This window comes from Capnocytophaga sp. (genome assembly GCF_030532915.1).
Classification (GTDB): Bacteria; Bacteroidota; Bacteroidia; order Flavobacteriales; family Flavobacteriaceae; genus Capnocytophaga.
The window spans coordinates 1-20458 of sequence record NZ_JAUNKD010000006.1; the positions used below are offsets into that span (position 1 = coordinate 1).

Annotated in this window: 20 protein-coding genes and 1 other RNA gene; 14 read left to right on the forward strand and 7 right to left on the reverse strand. The window is 39.8% G+C overall.

What is annotated here, in order from left to right; genetic code table 11:
• Positions 1-182 precede the first annotated feature (182 nt).
• Together Q4D72_RS02775 and Q4D72_RS02780 are read left to right on the forward strand one after the other, a co-directional pair.
• Complete coding sequence (locus Q4D72_RS02775; protein WP_303075896.1) at positions 183-1016, forward strand: 1,4-dihydroxy-2-naphthoyl-CoA synthase; 834 nt, start codon at positions 183-185, stop codon at positions 1014-1016.
• Between the two features lie 258 nt (positions 1017-1274).
• The gene (locus tag Q4D72_RS02780) at positions 1275-1964 is read left to right on the forward strand and encodes a hypothetical protein (RefSeq protein ID WP_303075897.1); all 690 of its coding nucleotides are present in this window, start codon (positions 1275-1277) and stop codon (positions 1962-1964) included.
• A 168-nt stretch (positions 1965-2132) separates the two neighbouring features.
• Here the strand turns inward: Q4D72_RS02780 and ccoG are convergent, their stop codons facing one another.
• The 7 genes from ccoG to Q4D72_RS02815 form a co-directional block, all read right to left on the reverse strand.
• Complete coding sequence (ccoG, locus tag Q4D72_RS02785; protein WP_303075898.1) at positions 2133-3554, reverse strand: cytochrome c oxidase accessory protein CcoG; 1422 nt, start codon at positions 3552-3554, stop codon at positions 2133-2135.
• A gap of 120 nt (positions 3555-3674) precedes the next feature.
• Positions 3675-4508, reverse strand: coding sequence for a cbb3-type cytochrome c oxidase N-terminal domain-containing protein (locus Q4D72_RS02790; RefSeq protein ID WP_303075899.1), 834 nt, complete (start codon positions 4506-4508; stop codon positions 3675-3677).
• Positions 4505-4696 carry a CcoQ/FixQ family Cbb3-type cytochrome c oxidase assembly chaperone gene (locus tag Q4D72_RS02795; RefSeq protein WP_303075900.1) on the reverse strand — a complete coding sequence of 64 codons (192 nt, stop codon included), beginning with the start codon at positions 4694-4696 and terminating at the stop codon, positions 4505-4507. The genes Q4D72_RS02790 and Q4D72_RS02795 overlap by 4 nt, the downstream gene beginning before the upstream one ends.
• Positions 4697-4701: 5 nt before the next feature.
• Positions 4702-6888, reverse strand: a complete 2187-nt coding sequence (gene ccoN, locus Q4D72_RS02800) for a cytochrome-c oxidase, cbb3-type subunit I (RefSeq protein ID WP_303075901.1) — start codon at positions 6886-6888, stop codon at positions 4702-4704.
• A gap of 23 nt (positions 6889-6911) precedes the next feature.
• Positions 6912-7097, reverse strand: coding sequence for a cbb3-type cytochrome oxidase assembly protein CcoS (gene ccoS, locus Q4D72_RS02805; RefSeq protein ID WP_303075902.1), 186 nt, complete (start codon positions 7095-7097; stop codon positions 6912-6914).
• 309 nt (positions 7098-7406) lie between these two features.
• Positions 7407-8489 carry a glycine cleavage system aminomethyltransferase GcvT gene (gene gcvT, locus Q4D72_RS02810; protein WP_303075903.1) on the reverse strand — a complete coding sequence of 361 codons (1083 nt, stop codon included), beginning with the start codon at positions 8487-8489 and terminating at the stop codon, positions 7407-7409.
• Between the two features lie 20 nt (positions 8490-8509).
• Positions 8510-9025, reverse strand: coding sequence for an inorganic diphosphatase (locus tag Q4D72_RS02815; RefSeq protein WP_303075904.1), 516 nt, complete (start codon positions 9023-9025; stop codon positions 8510-8512).
• A gap of 239 nt (positions 9026-9264) precedes the next feature.
• Here Q4D72_RS02815 and Q4D72_RS02820 point away from each other — a divergent pair, with 239 nt between their 5' ends.
• The 12 genes from Q4D72_RS02820 to Q4D72_RS02875 all read left to right on the forward strand — a co-directional run bounded on the left by Q4D72_RS02820 (position 9265) and on the right by Q4D72_RS02875 (position 20455).
• Entirely contained in the window at positions 9265-10056 is a 792-nt protein-coding gene (locus Q4D72_RS02820) for a tetratricopeptide repeat protein (protein WP_303075905.1), read from the forward strand.
• Between the two features lie 84 nt (positions 10057-10140).
• Entirely contained in the window at positions 10141-10617 is a 477-nt protein-coding gene (ribH, locus tag Q4D72_RS02825) for a 6,7-dimethyl-8-ribityllumazine synthase (RefSeq protein WP_303075906.1), read from the forward strand.
• A 109-nt stretch (positions 10618-10726) separates the two neighbouring features.
• Positions 10727-11017 carry a hypothetical protein gene (locus Q4D72_RS02830; RefSeq protein ID WP_303075907.1) on the forward strand — a complete coding sequence of 97 codons (291 nt, stop codon included), beginning with the start codon at positions 10727-10729 and terminating at the stop codon, positions 11015-11017.
• A 9-nt stretch (positions 11018-11026) separates the two neighbouring features.
• Entirely contained in the window at positions 11027-11314 is a 288-nt protein-coding gene (locus Q4D72_RS02835) for a cell division protein ZapA (protein WP_303075908.1), read from the forward strand.
• Between the two features lie 64 nt (positions 11315-11378).
• Positions 11379-11484, forward strand: a non-coding RNA gene (gene ssrS, locus Q4D72_RS02840) — 6S RNA.
• A 55-nt stretch (positions 11485-11539) separates the two neighbouring features.
• The gene (rny, locus tag Q4D72_RS02845; protein ID WP_303075909.1) at positions 11540-13108 is read left to right on the forward strand and encodes a ribonuclease Y; all 1569 of its coding nucleotides are present in this window, start codon (positions 11540-11542) and stop codon (positions 13106-13108) included.
• 79 nt (positions 13109-13187) lie between these two features.
• Complete coding sequence (dusB, locus tag Q4D72_RS02850) at positions 13188-14201, forward strand: tRNA dihydrouridine synthase DusB (RefSeq protein WP_303075910.1); 1014 nt, start codon at positions 13188-13190, stop codon at positions 14199-14201.
• Between the two features lie 39 nt (positions 14202-14240).
• Positions 14241-15668 (forward strand): arylsulfatase, encoded by a 1428-nt coding sequence (locus Q4D72_RS02855; protein ID WP_303075911.1) that lies wholly within the window; start codon positions 14241-14243, stop codon positions 15666-15668.
• A gap of 80 nt (positions 15669-15748) precedes the next feature.
• Positions 15749-16198, forward strand: a complete 450-nt coding sequence (locus tag Q4D72_RS02860) for a FixH family protein (protein ID WP_303075912.1) — start codon at positions 15749-15751, stop codon at positions 16196-16198.
• Positions 16198-16914 (forward strand): sulfite exporter TauE/SafE family protein, encoded by a 717-nt coding sequence (locus Q4D72_RS02865; RefSeq protein WP_303075913.1) that lies wholly within the window; start codon positions 16198-16200, stop codon positions 16912-16914. Before Q4D72_RS02860 ends, Q4D72_RS02865 begins: the two co-directional genes overlap by 1 nt.
• Before the next feature lie 70 nt (positions 16915-16984).
• The gene (locus Q4D72_RS02870; RefSeq protein WP_303075914.1) at positions 16985-19708 is read left to right on the forward strand and encodes a PD-(D/E)XK nuclease family protein; all 2724 of its coding nucleotides are present in this window, start codon (positions 16985-16987) and stop codon (positions 19706-19708) included.
• A gap of 78 nt (positions 19709-19786) precedes the next feature.
• Positions 19787-20455, forward strand: coding sequence for a DUF4294 domain-containing protein (locus tag Q4D72_RS02875; RefSeq protein WP_303075915.1), 669 nt, complete (start codon positions 19787-19789; stop codon positions 20453-20455).
• Positions 20456-20458 lie beyond the last annotated feature (3 nt).

The window sequence follows — 20458 nt, forward strand, 5'->3', positions numbered from 1 at the left end:
GATTATTCATTGCCAATTTGTTCATTGTTAATTATAAAATTGTTCATTATTAATTGTAAGATTATTCATTGCCAATTTGTTCATTGTTAATTATAAAATTGTTCATTATTAATTGTAAGATTATTCATTGCCAATTTGTTCATTGTTAATTATAAAATTGTTCATTATTAATTATATAACTTATGAATTGGAAAACCGTAAAACAATACGAAGATATTACTTACAAAAAACACAATGGCGTAGCGAGAATCGCTTTTAACCGACCGGAGGTTCGCAATGCGTTTCGTCCGAAGACCACTTCGGAGCTGTACGATGCTTTTTACGATGCGTACGAAGATTCAAGTATCGGGGTGGTGTTGCTCACGGGCGAAGGACCCAGTCCAAAGGACGGCGGACACGCATTTTGTAGCGGCGGCGACCAAAAAGCACGCGGACATCAAGGTTATGTGGGCGACGATGGCAGACATCGGCTGAACATTTTGGAAGTGCAACGCCTCATTCGTTTTATGCCCAAGGTGGTTATTGCGGTGGTGAACGGCTGGGCTGTTGGGGGCGGACATTCGCTTCACGTGGTGTGCGATTTGACCCTTGCCAGTAAGGAACACGCCATTTTCAAACAGACCGATGCCGATGTTACCAGTTTTGACGGCGGTTATGGGTCGGCATATTTGGCAAAAATGGTGGGACAGAAAAAAGCCCGAGAGATTTTCTTTTTAGGGCGAAATTACTCGGCACAGGAGGCTTTCGAGATGGGAATGGTCAATAAGGTGGTGCCACACGCCGAGTTGGAGGCGGAGGCGTACCAGTGGGCTCAGGAGATTTTGGCAAAGTCGCCGACTTCTATCCGTATGCTGAAATTCGCGATGAACCTCACCGACGACGGAATGGTAGGTCAGCAGGTATTCGCAGGGGAAGCCACCCGCCTTGCCTATATGACCGACGAAGCCAAAGAAGGACGCAACGCCTTTTTAGAGAAGCGCAAGCCTGATTTTGGCGAGGGGCAGTGGATTTCTTAATTATTATGTTGTAAAAAATATGATGATAATTCCGGTTGTTAGGCTGAGTAGTCGAAATCTTGTAAAAACAAAAATTCGACTACTCTCAGCCTGATAAAAGATGTTTTTTTAAGTCATTATGTTTTTGTATCACTTCCATTTACTTCTATAAGGATAATTATAAACTCAATCATTGTGATTTTTAGAAGTTAAGCCATATAAAAACGCAGTTCTTTTGAATGATTGTTATGTACTTGCATAAAAATTGGAAAAATCACGATGAAAAAGAAAAATCCTTTTGCGTTACATAAATTAGATTGGTTGGAGAAGCTGACTTGTGTGCTTGCTATTTGGTTTTTGATTTATCCGAAGCCTTATGATATTCTGATGGGTGTGTTGCTGGTCATTCCGATAGCGGGTATCATTATCAATGGCTTACAAAAACCCAGTATTGCCTCACTTGTGGAAGTTACTAAGGATAAAGAAGGCGTCAATAAATATGATGTAGCTGATTTTATTGACATTGCGGCTTGGATTATCTTGATTCGTGTTCTTTTGGATTATGAATTTGAGAGTTTTTATAGTTTGTTGCTTCCGGGGGCTGTGGCTTTTGTGCTGATGCTCCTTATTTTGCTTCTTACACATCGGCTTATTGTTCAATCAACCAAAAATAAATGGTGGATTTATATTTCCATCATATTTAATGTCTTTTTGTACAGTTACGCAGGTACTTACGCCATTAATTGCACGTATGATTATTCCAAACCGGAGATTTATAAGAATGAAGTATTGGATAAACACACGTCAAGAAGAAGACGCGGCGGAACTACCTATTATGTTACCGTAAAACCTTGGGGAAATCACTATGAAAAGGAAGATATTTCCGTGTCAATGCAAGAGTATCAGAAATTACAGATAGGTGATGAGGTGGAAATTGCAGTTAAAAAAGGTGTTTTTAATATTCCGTGATATTATGTTCGTCCTAAAAAGTAGTTTTTTACGTATAAAAACACTGTTTTTTGGCTTATACAATAATTTCTATGCCATTCAAAAAATGATATGCCAAATATAAAAAACAAAAGGCAAAGATGTCACAAGATTGTAACTCTCTGCCTTTCAATATATGTATGGCTGACATCATTTAAAAACTCGCGGCCCTAAAAAGATGGTTTGGGTCGTTTCGATTTTCTTTCCGTTGCTGTACACTTCCAAAAAGATTTTTGTTTTTTCTTCTTCTAAATCTTCTTCTTTGATTTTGACAAACATCGTTCCGTCGGTCAGCCCTTGTTTGGGGATAAAAATAGTTTCTTTGCCCACCAAAACAATCTGAACATTCGGATTTTTAGCCTTAATAACCACATTATCAAAATCCTGCGTGGTTTTATTCACGATTTTATACGTGTACACATTGCTTATCACTCCGTCGGCTTCGTGCTGATAAAGTTGCCCCGAAAGACGCAACACATCGGCTTGCACATCGCTTCTAACAAAAAGCATTCCTATCAAAATACCGATTAAAATCACCAGCACCGCCGTGTAACCTTTCATTCGTAAATCAAACTTGAAAGGTGCTTTTTTCTTAATATTTTCTTCACTGGCAAAACGTATCAATCCACGCTTCATACCGGTTTTGTCCATCACCTCATCACAAGCATCAATACAGGCGGTACAATTCACGCATTCAAGTTGGGTTCCGTTACGAATGTCAATTCCGGTGGGGCAAACGTGCACACACTGAAAACAATCGATACAATCGCCGTGCCCGAGCGCTTGTCGGTCTTCATTCTTACGGAATTTTTTACGTCCGTTTTGGGCTTCTCCCCGCTCGTAATCATACGCCACGATGATGGAACGATTGTCAAGCAACACGCTTTGCAAACGCCCGTACGGACAGGCAATGATGCAAACCTGCTCTCGAAACCAAGCAAATACAAAATAAAAAACACCCGTAAAGATGAGCAGCGCCACAAACGTACTCAGATGTTGAAAAGGTCCGTCGGTAATGTACATCACCAACCTGTCTGTCCCGATAAGATACGCCAAAAACGTATTGGCTACTAGAAACGAAATCAAAAAGAAAACAATCCATTTAAGTACACGTTTTCTGATTTTTTCGGCATTCCATTCCTGCCTGTCCAAACGCATTTGCGCCCCTCTGTCGCCTTCAATCCAATATTCAATTCGGCGGAAAACCATTTCCATAAATATAGTTTGCGGACAAATCCAGCCGCAGAAAATACGCCCGAAAACCACCGTAAAAAGCGCCAAAAAAACAACGCCTATAATCATTGAAATTACAAACAGATAAAAATCTTGTGGCCAAAACGGCAATCCGAAAATATTAAATTTTCGTTCTAAAACGTTGAAAAGCAGAAACTGATTTCCGTTTATTTTAATGATAGGTGCTGCAAATAAAAAGATTAGAAGCGCATAACTAACATATTTTCGATAGCGGAAATAGCGCCCCGAAGGTTTTTTAGGATACACCCACGCCCGCTTTCCGTGTTCATCAATCGTTCCGATGGAATCTCGGAATACATCTTTTCCTTGTTGAGCCATAACTGATTCATTTAAAATTAAAAAGAGGTTAGGGAGGTGATACCAAACAAGGCTGTCGCCCTTTCAATATCCCCAATCATATCCCTAACCTCTTTGTGTAAAAAAAATCCTATGAAAAAATTATTCTTCTGTGTATAAGTCACCCTCCGGTGCTTTTGGATTGGCAGGTGTGGTTCCTTTCAATGTTTTGATATAACTTGCCACCTGCGCAATTTGCTCGGGCTTTAATGAGGCTTTCCAAGCCACCATACCTTTTCCGTCACGACCACCTTCTGAAATGGTATTGAATATTTTGTTGATGCTTCCACCCAAAATCCAATAATCATCCGTTAGGTTAGGTCCGATACCTCCTCCTCCGTCTGCCATATGGCAGGCCACGCAATTGGTTTGGAATATCTGTTTTCCGGCTTCAAGATCCGAAGCGCCCGTAAGCATTTTTACGTTATCGGCATTGAGCAAATTTGGGTTGTTTTTGCGATATTCGGCAATTTCTACTTTTGCCTGTGCCACATCTTTATCGTACTCTTGGGTTTGCCCGTCAGCCCCAAGCATTTCAAAACGAACGAAATAGATAACGGCAAAAATGATTGTTGCGTAGAACAAATAAACCCACCAAGTTGGTAACGTATTGTCAAGTTCTTTGATTCCGTCGTGTTCGTGTTCCAAAATAATATCTTCTTCACGCTCAACAGGCACTTGGTTTACCATACTTGCATAGAAGCGTTTCCAGAACGAACCTTCTTCGTGCTTGGCTCCGTACGTAAGGTTTTCAACCCCCCGAATAACTACTTCGGTGAAAATCAACACAAAAAGCAAGAACAGCAAAAGTACCTGAATTTGAGAATACTTAGCAATTGCCGAAACCTCTTTTGTTCCGTATAAAAGTTCTAAAACAAGAGCTACAACACCAACGATGGTTACTACTCGTAAAAATGGAATTAAATTTCTTTTCATAATAAAGTATTATTTTCGTCATCGTCATCAAAAGGAATATTGTTCAACTCATTGATGCTTTCCTTCTTATAACCCAGCACCCACCAAAAGAGCCCGACAAAGAAGAGGAAAAAAATCAATAACGATATGATGGGAAATATTTCAAACCCATCAGATGATGCCATTATTTCCTTGATTGACTTAATCATTGTTGTTATTCAGCGTTTGCGGTTTTAATTTTAATATCAGTACCCAATCGTTGCAAATAAGCGATAAGTGCCACGATTTCACGATCTTTCATCGGCACAAACTCTTGTCCTTCTTTTTGTGCTTTTGCTTTTGAGGCTTCGTATTGTTTTACAAAGTCAGGATCGTTGTACAGGTTTTTCTCAATCTTCATTGCTTGCTCTTCCATTGATTTGTGAGCATTGGCAATGTCTTGGTCTGAATAAGGTACACCCAACGTAGCCAACGTACGCATTTTGGCTTGAATGTCTCCTCGATTGTGTTTATTTCTAGTTAGCCACGGATATGCCGGCATAATACTTCCCGGTGAGGTACTGGTAGGGTCGTACATATGATTGAAATGCCAGTTGTCAGAATATTTGCCTCCTAAACGTAACAAATCCGGACCGGTACGTTTACTTCCCCAAAGGAACGGACGGTCATACACAAACTCGCCTGCCTTTGCATATTCACCATAACGCTCCACTTCACTACGGAACGGACGCACCATTTGGCTGTGGCACGATACGCATCCTTCACGAATGTACAAATCACGTCCTTCTAACTCCAACGGTGTATACGGTTTTACGCTTGATATGGTCGGCACGTTTGATTTCACAAAAATGGTCGGTACAATTTGAACCACACCACCTATCAAAATCGCTACGGTTGCCCAAATAGTCATTTGAACCGGTCTGCGCTCCAACCAAGTATGGAAGGTTTCACCTTGCAATCTGCCATTGCTGATGGTTGCCAACGCCGGAGCTTGTGCCAATTCATCTTCAAGTTTCGGAGCCGTTTGTAAAGTTTTAATTACGTTATAAACTCCCGCAAGCACACCCACCAAGTACAATGTTCCACCCACGGCACGCATTGCGTACATCGGCATAATGTTAGTTACGGTTTCCAAGAAGTTTCCATAAACCAATGTTCCGTCAGGGTTAAACTGCTTCCAAAGTGAAGCCTGCGTAAATCCGGCTACGTAAAGCGGAAGTGCGTAAAACACAATTCCCAACGTTCCTATCCAGAAGTGGAAGTTTGCCAATTTCATTGAGTACAAATTGGTTTTCCACATTTTAGGAACAATATAGTAAATCATACCAAAGGCAAGGAACCCGTTCCAAGCCAAAGCTCCTACGTGTACGTGTGCGATAATCCAATCGGTAAAGTGGGCAATGGCATTTACGTTTTTAAGCGAAAGCATCGGTCCTTCAAAAGTAGCCATACCATAACCGGTAATTGCCACCACCATAAATTTAAGCGTTGCGTTTTCGCGAACCGTATCCCAAGCGCCACGAAGCGTTAACAGACCGTTAATCATACCTCCCCACGACGGTGCTATAAGCATTACGGAGAACACAACCCCCAAGTGCTGTACCCATTCCGGCAAAGCCGTGTACAACAAGTGGTGAGGTCCTGCCCAAATGTAAATAAAAATCAAACTCCAAAAGTGAATGATTGACAATCGGTATGAGTACACGGGGCGGTTTGCCGCTTTCGGAACAAAGTAGTACATCAATCCTAAGAATGGCGTGGTCAAGAAGAAAGCAACTGCATTGTGCCCATACCACCATTGTACCAAGGCATCTTGTACCCCTGCATATACCGAATAGGATTTAAGAGCCGTTACCGGAAGCTCTAAGTTATTAAAAATGTGTAACACAGCCACCGTTACAAAAGTTGCCAGATAGAACCAAATCGCCACGTAAATATGACGCTGTCTTCTGCGCAAAATAGTCCCAATCATATTGACACCGAAAGCCACCCAAACAAGGGCAATCATAATATCAATAGGCCACTCCAATTCGGCGTATTCCTTTGAGGTTGTGTATCCTAACGGAAGTGTAATAGCCGCTGCAACGATGATAAGCTGCCAGCCCCAAAAGTTAAAGTTACTTAAAAAATCACTAAACATACGGGCTTTCAAAAGCCGCTGCATCGAGTAGTAAACCCCTGCAAAAATCGCGTTCCCCACAAAGGCAAAAATAACCGCATTTGTGTGCAACGGACGAAGACGCCCGAAACTCAACCAAGGAATTTCAAGAGACATCGACGGAAAAAGAAACAGGTAAGCCAACCATAAGCCCACCAACATCCCTACAACACCCCAAAGAAGGGTTGCAAAGAGGAATTTCCGTACAATTTTGTTGTCATAGTAAAATTGTTGCTTCTCCATTATTATCTATATTAATTATTCAGTTAGTTTTTATTTTCTTGATTTTGAGACTGCTGCGCCTCATCAACCAATTCATCTTCAAAAAGCATTCGCACCGCAGGAGTGTGACTGTCATCATATTGCCCTTTGCGTACCGCCGTTACAAACAAAAAGAAAAACAACAACGCTACTACAATACTTATGGTTATCAACATATATATCACGCTCATACTAAAATGATTTTATAGAATCGCGACAAAAGTACACAATCTTCATCAAGAAAAAAAACGCTTTATATCATTTTTTTCTTATTTTGAACAAATCTAAAAAACATCTTTTTTTAACAAATTCTTATCAATGTTTTAAAAAATATTTTGTTTCGATGCAAAAACGTAGAAAATACCTATCTGGTTGCAAAAAAAAGCAAAACACCAACCGCAAACCTTGTTTAAAAAAAATATGTTTTTCAGCTGAATTATAACGAAAAAACTCAAAAACGCATTGGCTATTTTTGAGTTTTCCATTATTAACTTTTAAAACTATCCTTTATAAAAAGGCAACTTCACCACGGTGGCAGGCACTTTATTCTTACGGATTTGGATAAAAATCTCGCTTCCGGGTTTAGAAAGTTCGGTGGGGACGTAGCCCAAACCGATGCCTTTGCCCAATGAAGGTGCCATTGTTCCACTGGTTACCTTACCGATAACGTTTCCGTCGGCATCGACAATTTCGTAATCGTGACGCGGAATGGCTTTTTCCTGCATTTCAAAACCGACTAACTTACGGCTCACTCCGTTTTCTTTCTGGGCTTTGATAGCTTCGCAGTTCACGAAATCTTTGGTGAATTTGGTAATCCAACCCAAACCGGCTTCGATGGGCGAGGTGGTGTCGTCAATGTCGTTTCCGTAGAGGCAGAAGCCCATTTCCAAACGAAGCGTGTCACGAGCCGCCAATCCGATGGGTTTTATTCCGAAAGAAGCTCCCGCTTTGAAAACTTCGTCCCAAACGTGCTTGATATGTTCGTTTTTAACGTAAATTTCAAAACCACCACTTCCGGTATATCCTGTTGCTGAGATGATTACGTCTTTCACACCGGCAAATTCACCAATCACGAAATGATAATATTTTATGTCGGAAAGATTAACAGGCGTGATGGACTGCATCGCTTCAATGGCTTTTGGTCCTTGAATGGCAAGCAACGAATACTGGTCGGAAGTGTTTTCCATATCCACGCCCCACGTATCGTGTTTTTTAATCCACTCCCAATCTTTTTCAATATTGGAAGCATTGACAACCAGCAGGTAATGTTCATCGGCAATTTTGTAAATAATCAAATCATCAACAATTCCGCCGTTTTCATTGGGCAAACAGCTGTATTGTGCCCTTCCGTCGTAAAGTGCCGTAGCGTCGTTTGAGGTTACTTTTTGAATTAAATCCAAGGCGTGTTTTCCTTTGAGGACAAACTCGCCCATATGGCTTACGTCAAAAACGCCCACGCCATTGCGAACGGTTTCGTGTTCAGCATTTACCCCTTCATATTGTACGGGCATATTAAACCCTGCAAACGGAACCATTTTAGCCCCCAATGCGATGTGAACGTCGTTCAAAAGTATGTTTTTCATAATACGTTGATTTTGTATGGTTATTTTATTGAAAAATTCTTTTCGCTTTCGGTGTAACGTTTTTTACATTCGTGGTAAATAGCGACGGCTTCTTGCAGATTTCCCCAACCGTTTACGGCTACTTTCTTCTTTTCCAAATCTTTATACACTTGGAAGAAATGCTCAATTTCCATAATAAGGTGCGGATTTACGTCGTTCAAATCGTTGAGTTTGTTCCAAACGGGGTCAGAAACCGGCACGCAAATCATTTTTTCGTCCGGTCCTTTTTCATCTGCCATATGAAACACCCCGATGGGTTTTACTTCCATCACACAGCCGGGGAAGGTAGGTTCTGACACCAGCACCAATACATCAAGCGGGTCAGAATCAAGCGCTAAGGTTTCAGGAATAAACCCGTAATCGGCGGGGTACATCATTGAAGAGAAAATCATTCGGTCATAGCGGATTTTCTTCAATTCAAAATCGTATTCATATTTATTGCGGCTCCCTTTGGGGATTTCGATAAGCACATCAAAAGATAATTCGTTTTTAGACATTCGTTTTTATTTAAAAATTAAAAAATAATCGCAAATGTATGACATTAATTCTGATATTTAAAATTTCATCGAGTCTTTTTTGCAAAAAAAGCATTTTTCGGCACATTTTCACTTTTTTAGTTTTTGGCTTTTCCGCATAAAAAATACGCCTCAAAACGAAAAAACTATTTTTTTTCAAAAAACTACTTTCAAATAAAAATAAAAGTTTTATTTTTGCCGAACTTTTTAATAAAAACAATATGGCAGTTTACAGAAAGAGAAACGACAGACCTAATAGAAAGAAAAAAACAGACGAGTTAGACGACCTTCAAGAAGAAGAATTACTTCACCAAGAGAGCACCACCGCCGAGGTGTTTGACGCTCTTGACGAAAAAGCATCAAAAACAGAGGCTTGGGTTCAGAAAAACCAAAAAACAATCATCGGTGTGCTTATTTCGGTTGCCGTGATTGGTTTGGGATATTTGCTCTACCAACAGTTTGTAGTGGCTCCGAAAGAAAAAGAAGGTGCCAATGAATTGTTTTTTGCGCAAGAATTTTTCGATGCCGCTCTAAACGCCACTGACGATAAAGTAAAAGACTCGCTTTTCACGGTTTCGCTCAAAGGCGGAAACGGAAAATACGGCTTTTTGGAAATCATTGAAAGTTACAGCGGAACAAAAGCCGCCAATCTGGCAAATTATTCTGCCGGAATGGTGTATATGAACCAAAACAACTACGCAAAAGCCATCGAACATCTTAAAAAATTCAAATCACCCGATGAAATTTTAGGAGCTTTGGCATTAGGAAACATCGGCGATGCTTATTCACAACAAAAAAACAATACCGAAGCGTTAAATTACTACAAAAAAGCGTTTGAACACAGCAAAAACGAGTTTACAACGCCTATCTATCTGAAAAAAGCCGGAATTGTTGCAATGTTGCAAAACAACAACCAAGAGGCAAATAAATATTTCCAACGCATTAAAGATGAGTTCCCTACTTCAGAAGAAGCACGAACCATTGACATCCTCATCGGAAAAATAAGTAACTAAATATAAAGTTTTATATCATATTCGCCTGTCCGGTTCTGGTTAATAAATCACAGCAATCGGGCAGGTTTTTTGTAATTAAAAATTATGGCAACAGAAAATAAAAACTTATCACATTACGACAAAAGCAAAATCCCTAACGTTCAAGCGTTTCGTTTCGGAATCGTAACCTCTGAATGGAACGAAGAAGTCACCTCCGGGCTAAAACAAGGCGCCATCAACACGCTGAAAGATTGCGGTGCTCTGCCAGAAAATATCATCTGTTGGGAAGTTCCCGGAAGTTTTGAACTCGTTCACGGATGCCGAAAAATGATAACAACCCAAAAACCGGATGCCGTCATAGCCATCGGTTGTGTTATTCAAGGTGAAACACGCCATTTTGATTTTGTATGTCAGGGTGTTACACAAGGCATCGCTTATCTTAATGCCACTGAGGACATTCCTGTGATTTTTTGCGTACTGACCGACAATAACTTACAACAATCACTCGACCGAAGCGGCGGAAAGCACGGCAACAAAGGCGTTGAAGCAGCCATCGCAGCCATCAAAACCGTTACTTTATAACCAAAATTCAAGCTGTTTTTCAGTAATTTAAAAATTAATTCATTAAAAAATTGCTTTTTACAGATTTCTGCATTAACTTTGCAAACAGAGAATACAAACAACGTTGGCTATGACCAATATAAGCAACTTAGTGGAATCACTTGAAGAAAAGGTGCTTTCCTTATCTGAACGAATAAGTGATTTAAAAACTCAAAATCAGCACCTTATAGAAACCATTAAAACGCTTGAAAAGCAAAAAAAGGATTTAGAAGAAGCAGTTTTGAAATGGAAAGAAAAAAACGATGCCATCAAAGTTGCAAACAGTATTCTCGGCAGTAATGAAACAAAAACAGAAGCAAAATTAAAAATAAACGCTTTAATTCGCGAAATTGACGCTTGCATTGTTCAGCTTTCAAAATAATGGTTCACAATGAGTAACACCTTGAAAATAAAACTCTCCATTGCCGATAGGGTTTACCCGTTGGTAATTGAACCGCACCAAGAGGAAGGTTTCCGAAAAGCTGCGAAAGAAATAAACGAAATGATTCATAATTTTGAACAAAATTATGAACTTAAAGACAAGCGAGATGCCTTGGCGATGTGTACCATTGTGCTTGCCAGACAAATTGAACAAACAAAACTCAATGAAAGTCATCACGATTTGGCAATTAAAGAGAAATTGGAAAACATCCATTCGTTGATTGATTCAATCATTTAACTTGATACGTTCTTTTACAAAAAACATAAACATTACTGCCTACATTGATTGTACTTTTTGGTAAACTCAACACCTACAAATTAAAAAAGGGTAAGAGGAGTTGTTAAAGCGCGCCGTCATTGAACGGATACTTGACCGGCTCAGTAGCCCTAAACCTGTTTTTGGAGTTTACGCAAAACTCTTTGTCAATGTAGGTTTTTTTATACATAATTTTTTTATTAACAAATGACGACACTTATATTAGGAATTTCAATTGCGGTGATTTTCGGGCTCATAATCGGGTTTTCCATCGCAAAAGTATTAGAAAAGAAAAACGCTTCAAAAATCATCTTAAACGCTAAAAATGAAGCAACTACACTTTTAAAAGACGCTAAAAGTGAAGCTGAAAACATCAAAAAAGATAAAATTTTACAGGCTAAAGAAAAATTTTTAGAACTCAAAGCCGAACACGAAAAAGTAATCGCCGGAAAGGACAAAAAAATGGCAGAAGCCGAGAAACGAATCCGTGACAAAGAATCACAGGTTTCAAACGAATTGGCTCAAAACAAACGACTTAAAGACGATTTAGAAAACAAAAACAAAGAAGCTGAACACCGCCTTCTGACCATTGATAAAAAACAAGAAGAGGTGGAACGCCTTCACAAAAGTCAAATCAAACAGTTGGAACTAATCTCCGGATTATCAGCCGAAGAAGCCAAAACCCAACTCACTGATTCACTGAAAAATGAAGCCCAAGCCGATGCAATGGCATATATTCAATCAACCATTGAGGAAGCTAAATTAACCGCACGGCAAGAAGCTCGAAAAATCGTCATAAACACCATTCAACGCATTGGTACAGAGGAAGCTGTTGATAACTGCGTATCGGTTTTTAACTTGGAATCTGACGACGTAAAAGGGCGCATCATCGGGCGCGAAGGGCGCAATATCCGAGCGTTAGAAGCTGCCACAGGCGTTGAAATCATTGTTGATGACACGCCCGAAGCCATTATTTTATCGTGCTTTGATGCCGTCCGACGTGAAATTGCACGACTTTCATTACACAAATTGGTAACCGACGGGCGTATACACCCCGCACGCATTGAAGAAGTGGTCGAAAAAACAACTAAACAAATTGAAGATGAGATAGTTGAAATTGGAAAACGCACCGTTATCGATTTAGGAATCCACGGATTGCACCCCGAGTTAGTAAAATGCGTAGGGCGAATGAAATACCGTTCGTCATACGGACAAAACCTGTTGCAACACTCGCGTGAAGTGGCAAAATTGTGTGGCGTAATGGCTTCGGAATTAGGCTTAAACGCAAAATTAGCAAAACGTGCCGGCTTACTTCACGACATCGGAAAAGTGCCACAAGTGGAAACCGAAGTGCCTCACGCCATTTTAGGAATGGAATGGGCTGAGAAGTACGGCGAAAAACCCGAAGTTTGCAATGCCATCGGGGCACACCACGACGAAATTGAAATGACCTCACTCCTCTCCCCCATCGTGCAAGTGTGCGATGCCATCAGCGGAGCCAGACCGGGTGCGAGACGACAAGTGTTAGACTCTTACATTCAACGGCTTAAAGACTTGGAAGACACCGCATTCTCTTTCCAAGGCGTGAAAAAAGCCTACGCCATTCAGGCAGGACGCGAATTGCGGGTTATCGTAGAAAGTGAAAAAGTAAGCGATGATAAAGCTGCCGAACTTTCATTCAATCTTTCGCAAAAAATACAAACGGATATGACCTATCCGGGGCAGGTGAAAATCACCGTAATACGCGAAACCCGTTCAGTAAACATCGCAAAATAAAAATATTGAAGAAATCGAGAAGCCTATTCTCGGTTTCTTTGCTTTATAATCCCACATAAAACACTGTTATTCAAATCAAATGCCAAAAATAGGAAATATTGATTTAGGAGAGTTTCCGCTATTGCTTGCTCCGATGGAAGACGTGAGCGACCCGCCGTTTCGCCGATTGTGTAAAATGCACGGGGCAGATATGCTTTTCAGTGAGTTTATCTCATCGGAAGGGCTGATTCGCGATGCCATCAAAAGCAAACAAAAACTGGATATATTTGATTATGAACGACCTGTCGGGATTCAAATTTTTGGAGGCGATGAAGAAGCAATGGCGCTTTCTGCCAAAATCGTTGAAACCGTAAAACCTGATTTACTGGATATTAACTTCGGTTGTCCGGTAAAAAAAGTAGTTTCAAAAGGTGCCGGTGCCGGTGTTTTGAAAGATATTGACCTGATGGTTAGGCTTACCAAAGCGGTGGTAAACAGCACCAAACTACCCGTTACCGTAAAAACGCGTTTGGGCTGGGACGAATCGTCCATCAATATTGACGAAGTAGCCGAACGATTGCAAGACGTTGGTATTCAGGCATTATCCATTCACGCACGCACCCGTTCGCAACTTTACAAAGGGCATTCGGATTGGACGCACATCGCACGCATTAAGGAAAATCCGCGTATAAAAATCCCGATTTTTGGCAATGGAGACATTGATTCACCCGAAAAAGCCCTCGAATACCGAAACAAATACGGTGTGGACGGCATTATGATTGGCAGAGCCGCCATCGGCTATCCGTGGATTTTTAACGAAATAAAACATTTTTTTAAAACGGGCGAAAAACTGCCTTCCCCTACCCTTTCCGACAGAGTACAAGCTGCTGAAAATCACCTAATCTGGTCTGCCGAATGGAAGGGCGAACGCCAAGGCATATTGGAAATGCGACGCCATTACGCCAATTATTTCCGGGGCATTCCTCATTTTAAAGAAACACGCCAAAAGCTGGTAACAATCAGTGAGTTAGACCAAATTTTAAATTTATTGAATGAAATTAAACATTCCGACCAATTTCAACAAGCTGACTCCGCAAAAAGTTACGAGCAATGATACACTACCGCCACTTACTGAATATCAAAACTTTAAGATATGAATCGCTTTTTAATTCTTTTCGTGCTATTGTGTAACAGTATTTTTGCACAACAAACACCGCCTAATATCATTTTTATTTTGGCAGATGATTTGGGCTATGGCGATATTGAACCGTACGGACAAAAAATCATCAAAACACCTCATTTATTGCAACTTGCCAATGAAGGAATGAAATTTACCAACTTCTATTCGGGTGCGCCTGTTTGTGCGCCATCAAGAGCTTCGGTCATTACCGGACAAACCACTGGTGAAACACATATACGTGGAAATAAGGAAGTTGCAGAACCCATTGACGGACAAGCGCCCATCCTTGCCAACTCGCCTTCCATCGCCAAAATCTTAAAACAAGCGGGATACAACACCGGCGTTTTTGGAAAATGGGCTTTGGGAACGGTTATTTCAGAAGGAAACCCGCTACTACACGGATTTGATACGTTTTTCGGGTATAATTCGCAATTTAGAGCGCATCGGCGCTACCCGGCTTTTTTATGGGATAACAATCAAAAAGTTGAACTTACCGAAAACGGCTATTATCAACATCAAAAAATATACGCCGAAGACCTTATTCATCAAAAAGCATTGGAGTTCATCAAAAAACAATCGGCTGATAATCCGTTTTTTACATTGCTTACCTACACCCTGCCACACGCCGAATTGGCAGTGCCGAAAGACAGCATTTTTGAGTCATATCGGCATTTGGCTGAAAAACCCTACAAGGGGAAGGATTACGACAAAATAACACCCGATTTCCCCGGATTTTCAGGTTATATGTCGCAACCTTATCCACACGCCACACACGCCGCAATGGTCTCACGATTAGATAAATACGTAGGCGATATTCGCACACTGCTCAAAGAAAAAGGAATGGATAACAACACCGTAATCATTTTTGCAAGCGACAACGGTGCACACCGCGAAGGAGGCGCCGATCCCGAATTTTTCAACGCAACCGGCGGATTACGAGGCTTTAAACGCGACGTTTACGAAGGCGGTATCCGTACGCCTTTTATCGTTTATTGGGGCGACAAAATTACGCCCGCCGGCGTAAGCCATCACGTAGGCGCTTTTTGGGATTTGATGCCCACCTTTGCCGATATTGCCGGCGTAAAATACCAACCTACTAAAAATCAAGTATCTTTCTTACCAACACTTTTAGGCAAGAAACAAAAAGCGCATAAACATCTTTATTGGGAATTTCACGAATTGGGCGGGCGACAAGCCGTGCGTTACAAAAACTGGAAAGGGATTCGGCTGAACGTAGATGCCGATAAAAACGCACCTATCGAGTTATATGATTTGAATACCGACCCTGCCGAAACAACCAATATTGCCGAAAAACATCCCAAAATAGTGAAAAAAATTGCTAAAATAATGGAGCAAAGCCATACAAAATCAACACTTTTCCCGTTTAAGTGGGAAAAATAATCGGTACAAAAAGTTTTTTCGTTTTTTGTTTTTAGTTTGTGTTTTATGGCGTACCTTTGTGGGCTAAAATTTTGTTCGCTATGAAAATAAGTTGGGGAACGGGCATTGTAATCGCTTTTGCCCTTTTCATTTCGTTTATAATGTACTTTGTTGTTAATATGATTGTTGATAAAAAATATGACCACGATTTTGTCACGCAAGATTATTACAAAAAAGAAGTGGAATACCAAGGGAAAATTGACAGAACCCAAAAAACGGAACAGGAAAAAATGGACGTTCAGATTACCGCTTCTGATGAGGGGATTACGTTGCTTTTTCCGGAAAAAACAAACACCGAAATCATTGACGGAACGGTTTCATTCTACCGCCCTTCCGATAAAAAACGTGATTTTAAAATTCCGTTGCAAATTAAAAACGGAACGATGTTAGTCCCCATCAATGTATTGGCAAAAGGGCGTTGGAATGTTGAAGTTGAATATGACTTCAACAAAAACAACTATCTGACAATCAGAAACATCAACATAAAATAATGCTTTACACCGCTTTCATACTAGGCTTTTTGGGGAGTTTTCATTGCGTGGGAATGTGCGGTCCTTTAACGTTATTGCTTCCGTTGGAACACAACAAACCGGTAAAAAAAGCCTTTCAGATTGTGATGTATCACCTTGCCAAAGCACTCACGTACGTGCTGTTAGGGTTGGTTTTTGGGCTACTTGGTAAAGGCTTGTTTATCAGAGAGTATCAACAAACATTTTCGATTGTTGTTGGCGGTTTAATGATTTTGATTGCGCTTTTTTCGCTACTAAACATCAAAACACATTTTTTTTCGCGATGGATATACTTTCTGATAGGAAAAATAAAATATGCGTTGGGGCAACAACTCAAACACAAAAACGCTTTTTCCGTATTTTTTATCGGATTTTTTAACGGTTTTCTGCCCTGCGGATTGGTGTATGTGGCGCTTTTCGGGGCTTTAGCACAAACGGATTTAACCCAATCGGCACTGTATATGGTAGCTTTTGGGTTGGGCACTGTTCCGCTGATGACCCTTGCGATTTATTTGGGCAATTTTTTAAGCCAAAAAACAAAAAAACACATTCAAAAAGCAATTCCGTTTGCGATTATCATCATCGGTAGCTTATTCATTTTAAGAGGATTAGCATTAGGAATTCCGTATATTTCACCTTCAAATATGAATTTGATGATAAAACCGGCTGCCGATTGTGTTGTGCCGACCCCCAAATAATCACGCGCATTTTTAACAAAAAAACACTTCATCAAACCGTTTGGTTACAAAAATAATAAACTGTTAAACAATGAGTTACCTAAAAGAAGTAGTTGCTGATGTACTGGAAAATTTTTCTGATTCCATTGAAAACGTAGTGTTTGTAACCTCCGGAAAGCGTCCGGCTTTATTTTTGAAAAAATATTTTGCGCAACTGAACCAAAAGGCGGGTATTGCTCCTGAATTTATTGGTATTTCTGATTTATTCAGCCGAATTTCGGGCGTGGAAAGCCTCAGCGGATTACCACTTTTGTTTGAGTTTTATGAAACGTATCTATCGGTTTGCAAAAAAGAACCTGATGATTTTGAGACTTTTATCGGGTGGGGACAAACCCTTTTAAAGGATTTTAGCGAAATTGACCAATACTTGGTTCCCCCCGAAAAAATATTCCCCTATATTCACGCCCTAAAAGAAGCCGAACATTGGTCAGGTGCTGACGAACTGACCGAAATGCAAAAAAAACACCTCGAATTTTGGAACACACTTGGCGATTATTACTTCGCTTTTAACGAAAAACTTTCAGCTCAAAACAAAGGTTATTCCGGATTTATCGCTAAAAAGGCGGTTGAAAAATTGCCACATTACCTGCAAAATAATTCGCACAAGATTCATATTTTTGTGGGATTCAACGCCTTATCAAAAGCTGAACAAAAAATCATTCACTCCATTTTGATGGACTCACAATCCGAAATTTATTGGGACATCGACCGGCATTTTATTCAATCGGAAGAACACGATGCCGGCTATTTTATCCGTAAGTATCTGAAAAACTGGAAATATTACGACAATAACGAACCTAAATTAATCTCTAACAATTACTTACAACAAAAAAACATTCACATAACGGGCGTTCCACGAAGTGTCAATCAAGCACACTCGGTTGCTGAACTTTTAAAAAAAGACAATAACAACTGGGAAAATACAGCGTTGATTGTTGCTGACGAGAATCTATTAATTCCTGTTTTACAATCGGTTAGCTCCGAAAAATCAGTCAATATCACAATGGGATATCCGTTGCAACAAACGCCTCTAAACGATTTGTTTGTGGCTTTTTTCAGATTGCATTTAGCCAAAAGTTTTCACTACAAAGACGTGCTGAACCTCATCACACAACCTTTTTTGCGTAATTTATTGACTGACAAAGGTGTAAACGCCATCACGGATTACATCAAAGAACACAATATCAATTACTTAACCCGTGAAAAAATTTTAAAAGCCACGCCCCAAGCCCAACAAGAAATCATCAAAACGCTATTTCCCGAAAAAGATGAAAATTTCATAAATAAACTGATTGACAATGCTTTATCTATAATTTATTCCATCAAAGAAAATGCTGCCAAAACGGAAGCATCGCACGTACTTATGTTGGAATACGCCTATCGTTTTTACTTGCTTTTCAATCAGTTAAAACAATTACAACGAAAATTCGGTTACATCAATTCAGTAAAATCGTTGTATCATTTTTATTTGGAAGTGCTTCAAAAAAGTTCATTAAACTTTATGGGAGAACCACTTGAAGGACTTCAAGTTATGGGAGTTTTGGAAAGCAGAAGCCTTGATTTTGAAAACGTTATAATAACATCTGTAAACGAAGGTGTTCTTCCGTTGGGCAAAAGCGGCAATTCACTGATTCCGTACGACGTAAAATATTATCTGGAATTACCTACCTACAAAGAACGCGATGCCGTGTACAGCTATAATTTTTATCGTATTTTGCAGCGTGCCAGCAACATACATCTTTTTTATGACACTGAAACCAACAGCTTGAAAAGCAAAGAAAAAAGTCGGTTTGTACTGCAATTATTAGCCGAAAAAATCCCGACACATCACATTGTGCATCAAGTTAAAGCGCCGGAAGTGTATCCGGTAACGCTCCCGAAAATTAGCATCAACAAAACAGATGATGTTATCAACCGATTAAAAGAGCTTGCCGAAAACGGAATATCACCCTCTGCTTTAACAACTTACATTTTAAATCCGATTACGTTCTATCAGCAGTACGTATTAAAAATTTACGAGGAACGAGACGTTGAGGAAACCGTTGAGGCGCGCACCTTTGGCGACATCGTGCACGCAACATTGGAAGCGCTATACCAATCCCTACTAAATCAACCTCTTACGGAAGCCAACTTTAAGGAAATGCGCCCCAAAGTACGCCCACTGATTGAAGAACATTTTGCAAAAAAATACCAAGAATCAGAATTTAAAATCGGAAAAAACCTGCTGATTTTCAACGTTATTGAAGAATACATTCATCGTTTTTTGGATTTTGAAGCTATCGAAGTTAAAAATGGAACGGAAATTGTAGTTTTACATCTTGAACAAAAAAGTAGCGTGATGTTTAGTAGTGAAAAAATGCCGTTTCCTGTTTACTTAAAAGGAATTATTGATCGGATTGATATGCGCAACGGAACATTACATATTATTGATTATAAGACAGGTAGAGTTGAAAACAGCAACGTTAGCATTTCCGATTGGGATTTACTCATCACTGATTTTAAGTACAGTAAGGCATTTCAGCTGTTGTCATACGCCTATATTTTTAAACAACAGTTTGATTATCAACAAAATATAATAGCCGGAAATTTTTCCTTTAAAAAGATAAATGACGGATTAATAAAATTTCACATCAAAGAAGGAAGAGAAAAATGGTATGAAATCACGCCCGAAATCATTGAAATTTATAAAACATACACCGAAAAATTGTTACTTGAAATTTTTGACCAGCAAATTCCGTTTTCATCACCCGAGTAGCCCTATTTTTGCTTTTTTTTGTTCGGTAACGGTTTAGTTTGTATATTTGTTTCAAAAAAATAGAAAATCTTTAAAAAAATGAAATTACTTTTTTTGATTTTGTTACTACACTTGATTCCTTTTTCTGTGCTTGCTCAGGCTGACACGGTTCAACAAGAAACTCATTTTCAATTCATTGACACCATTCGGCTTGGTGAGGTTTTTCTCTTTGAAAAAGAACCAAGATTTGCCAATGAAGAAGCGCGCAAACGGTATTTAATTCTGAAAAGTCGGGTTAAAAAAGTGTATCCGTATGCCAAACTTGCCGCTGAACGACTGCATATTATGGAACAAACAATGGACACGATGAAAAACAAGCGTGCCAAAAAAATCTACACCAAACGGATGCAAAAATACGTCGAAAACCGATTTACCAATGAGCTTAAAAAACTTTCACGTTCACAGGGGCGTATTTTGGTAAAACTCATTCATCGGCAAACGGGACGCACTGCTTATCAATTAGTTAAAGATTTACGCAACAGTTGGAATGCTTTTATGTACAACAGTACCGCTTGGTTTTATGACATTTCATTAAAAACGGAATATGACCCCGCCCAAAACAACGAAGATTTTCTCATTGAGAGCATCTTATTTAGGGCTTTTGCCAACGACGAACTGGAAGAACAACCGCCCGCCTTTGAAATTAATTTTGAAAAAATACTTGACGAAAGACGAAAAAAACGCCGTGAAGATGAAGAAAACAAGTGATTT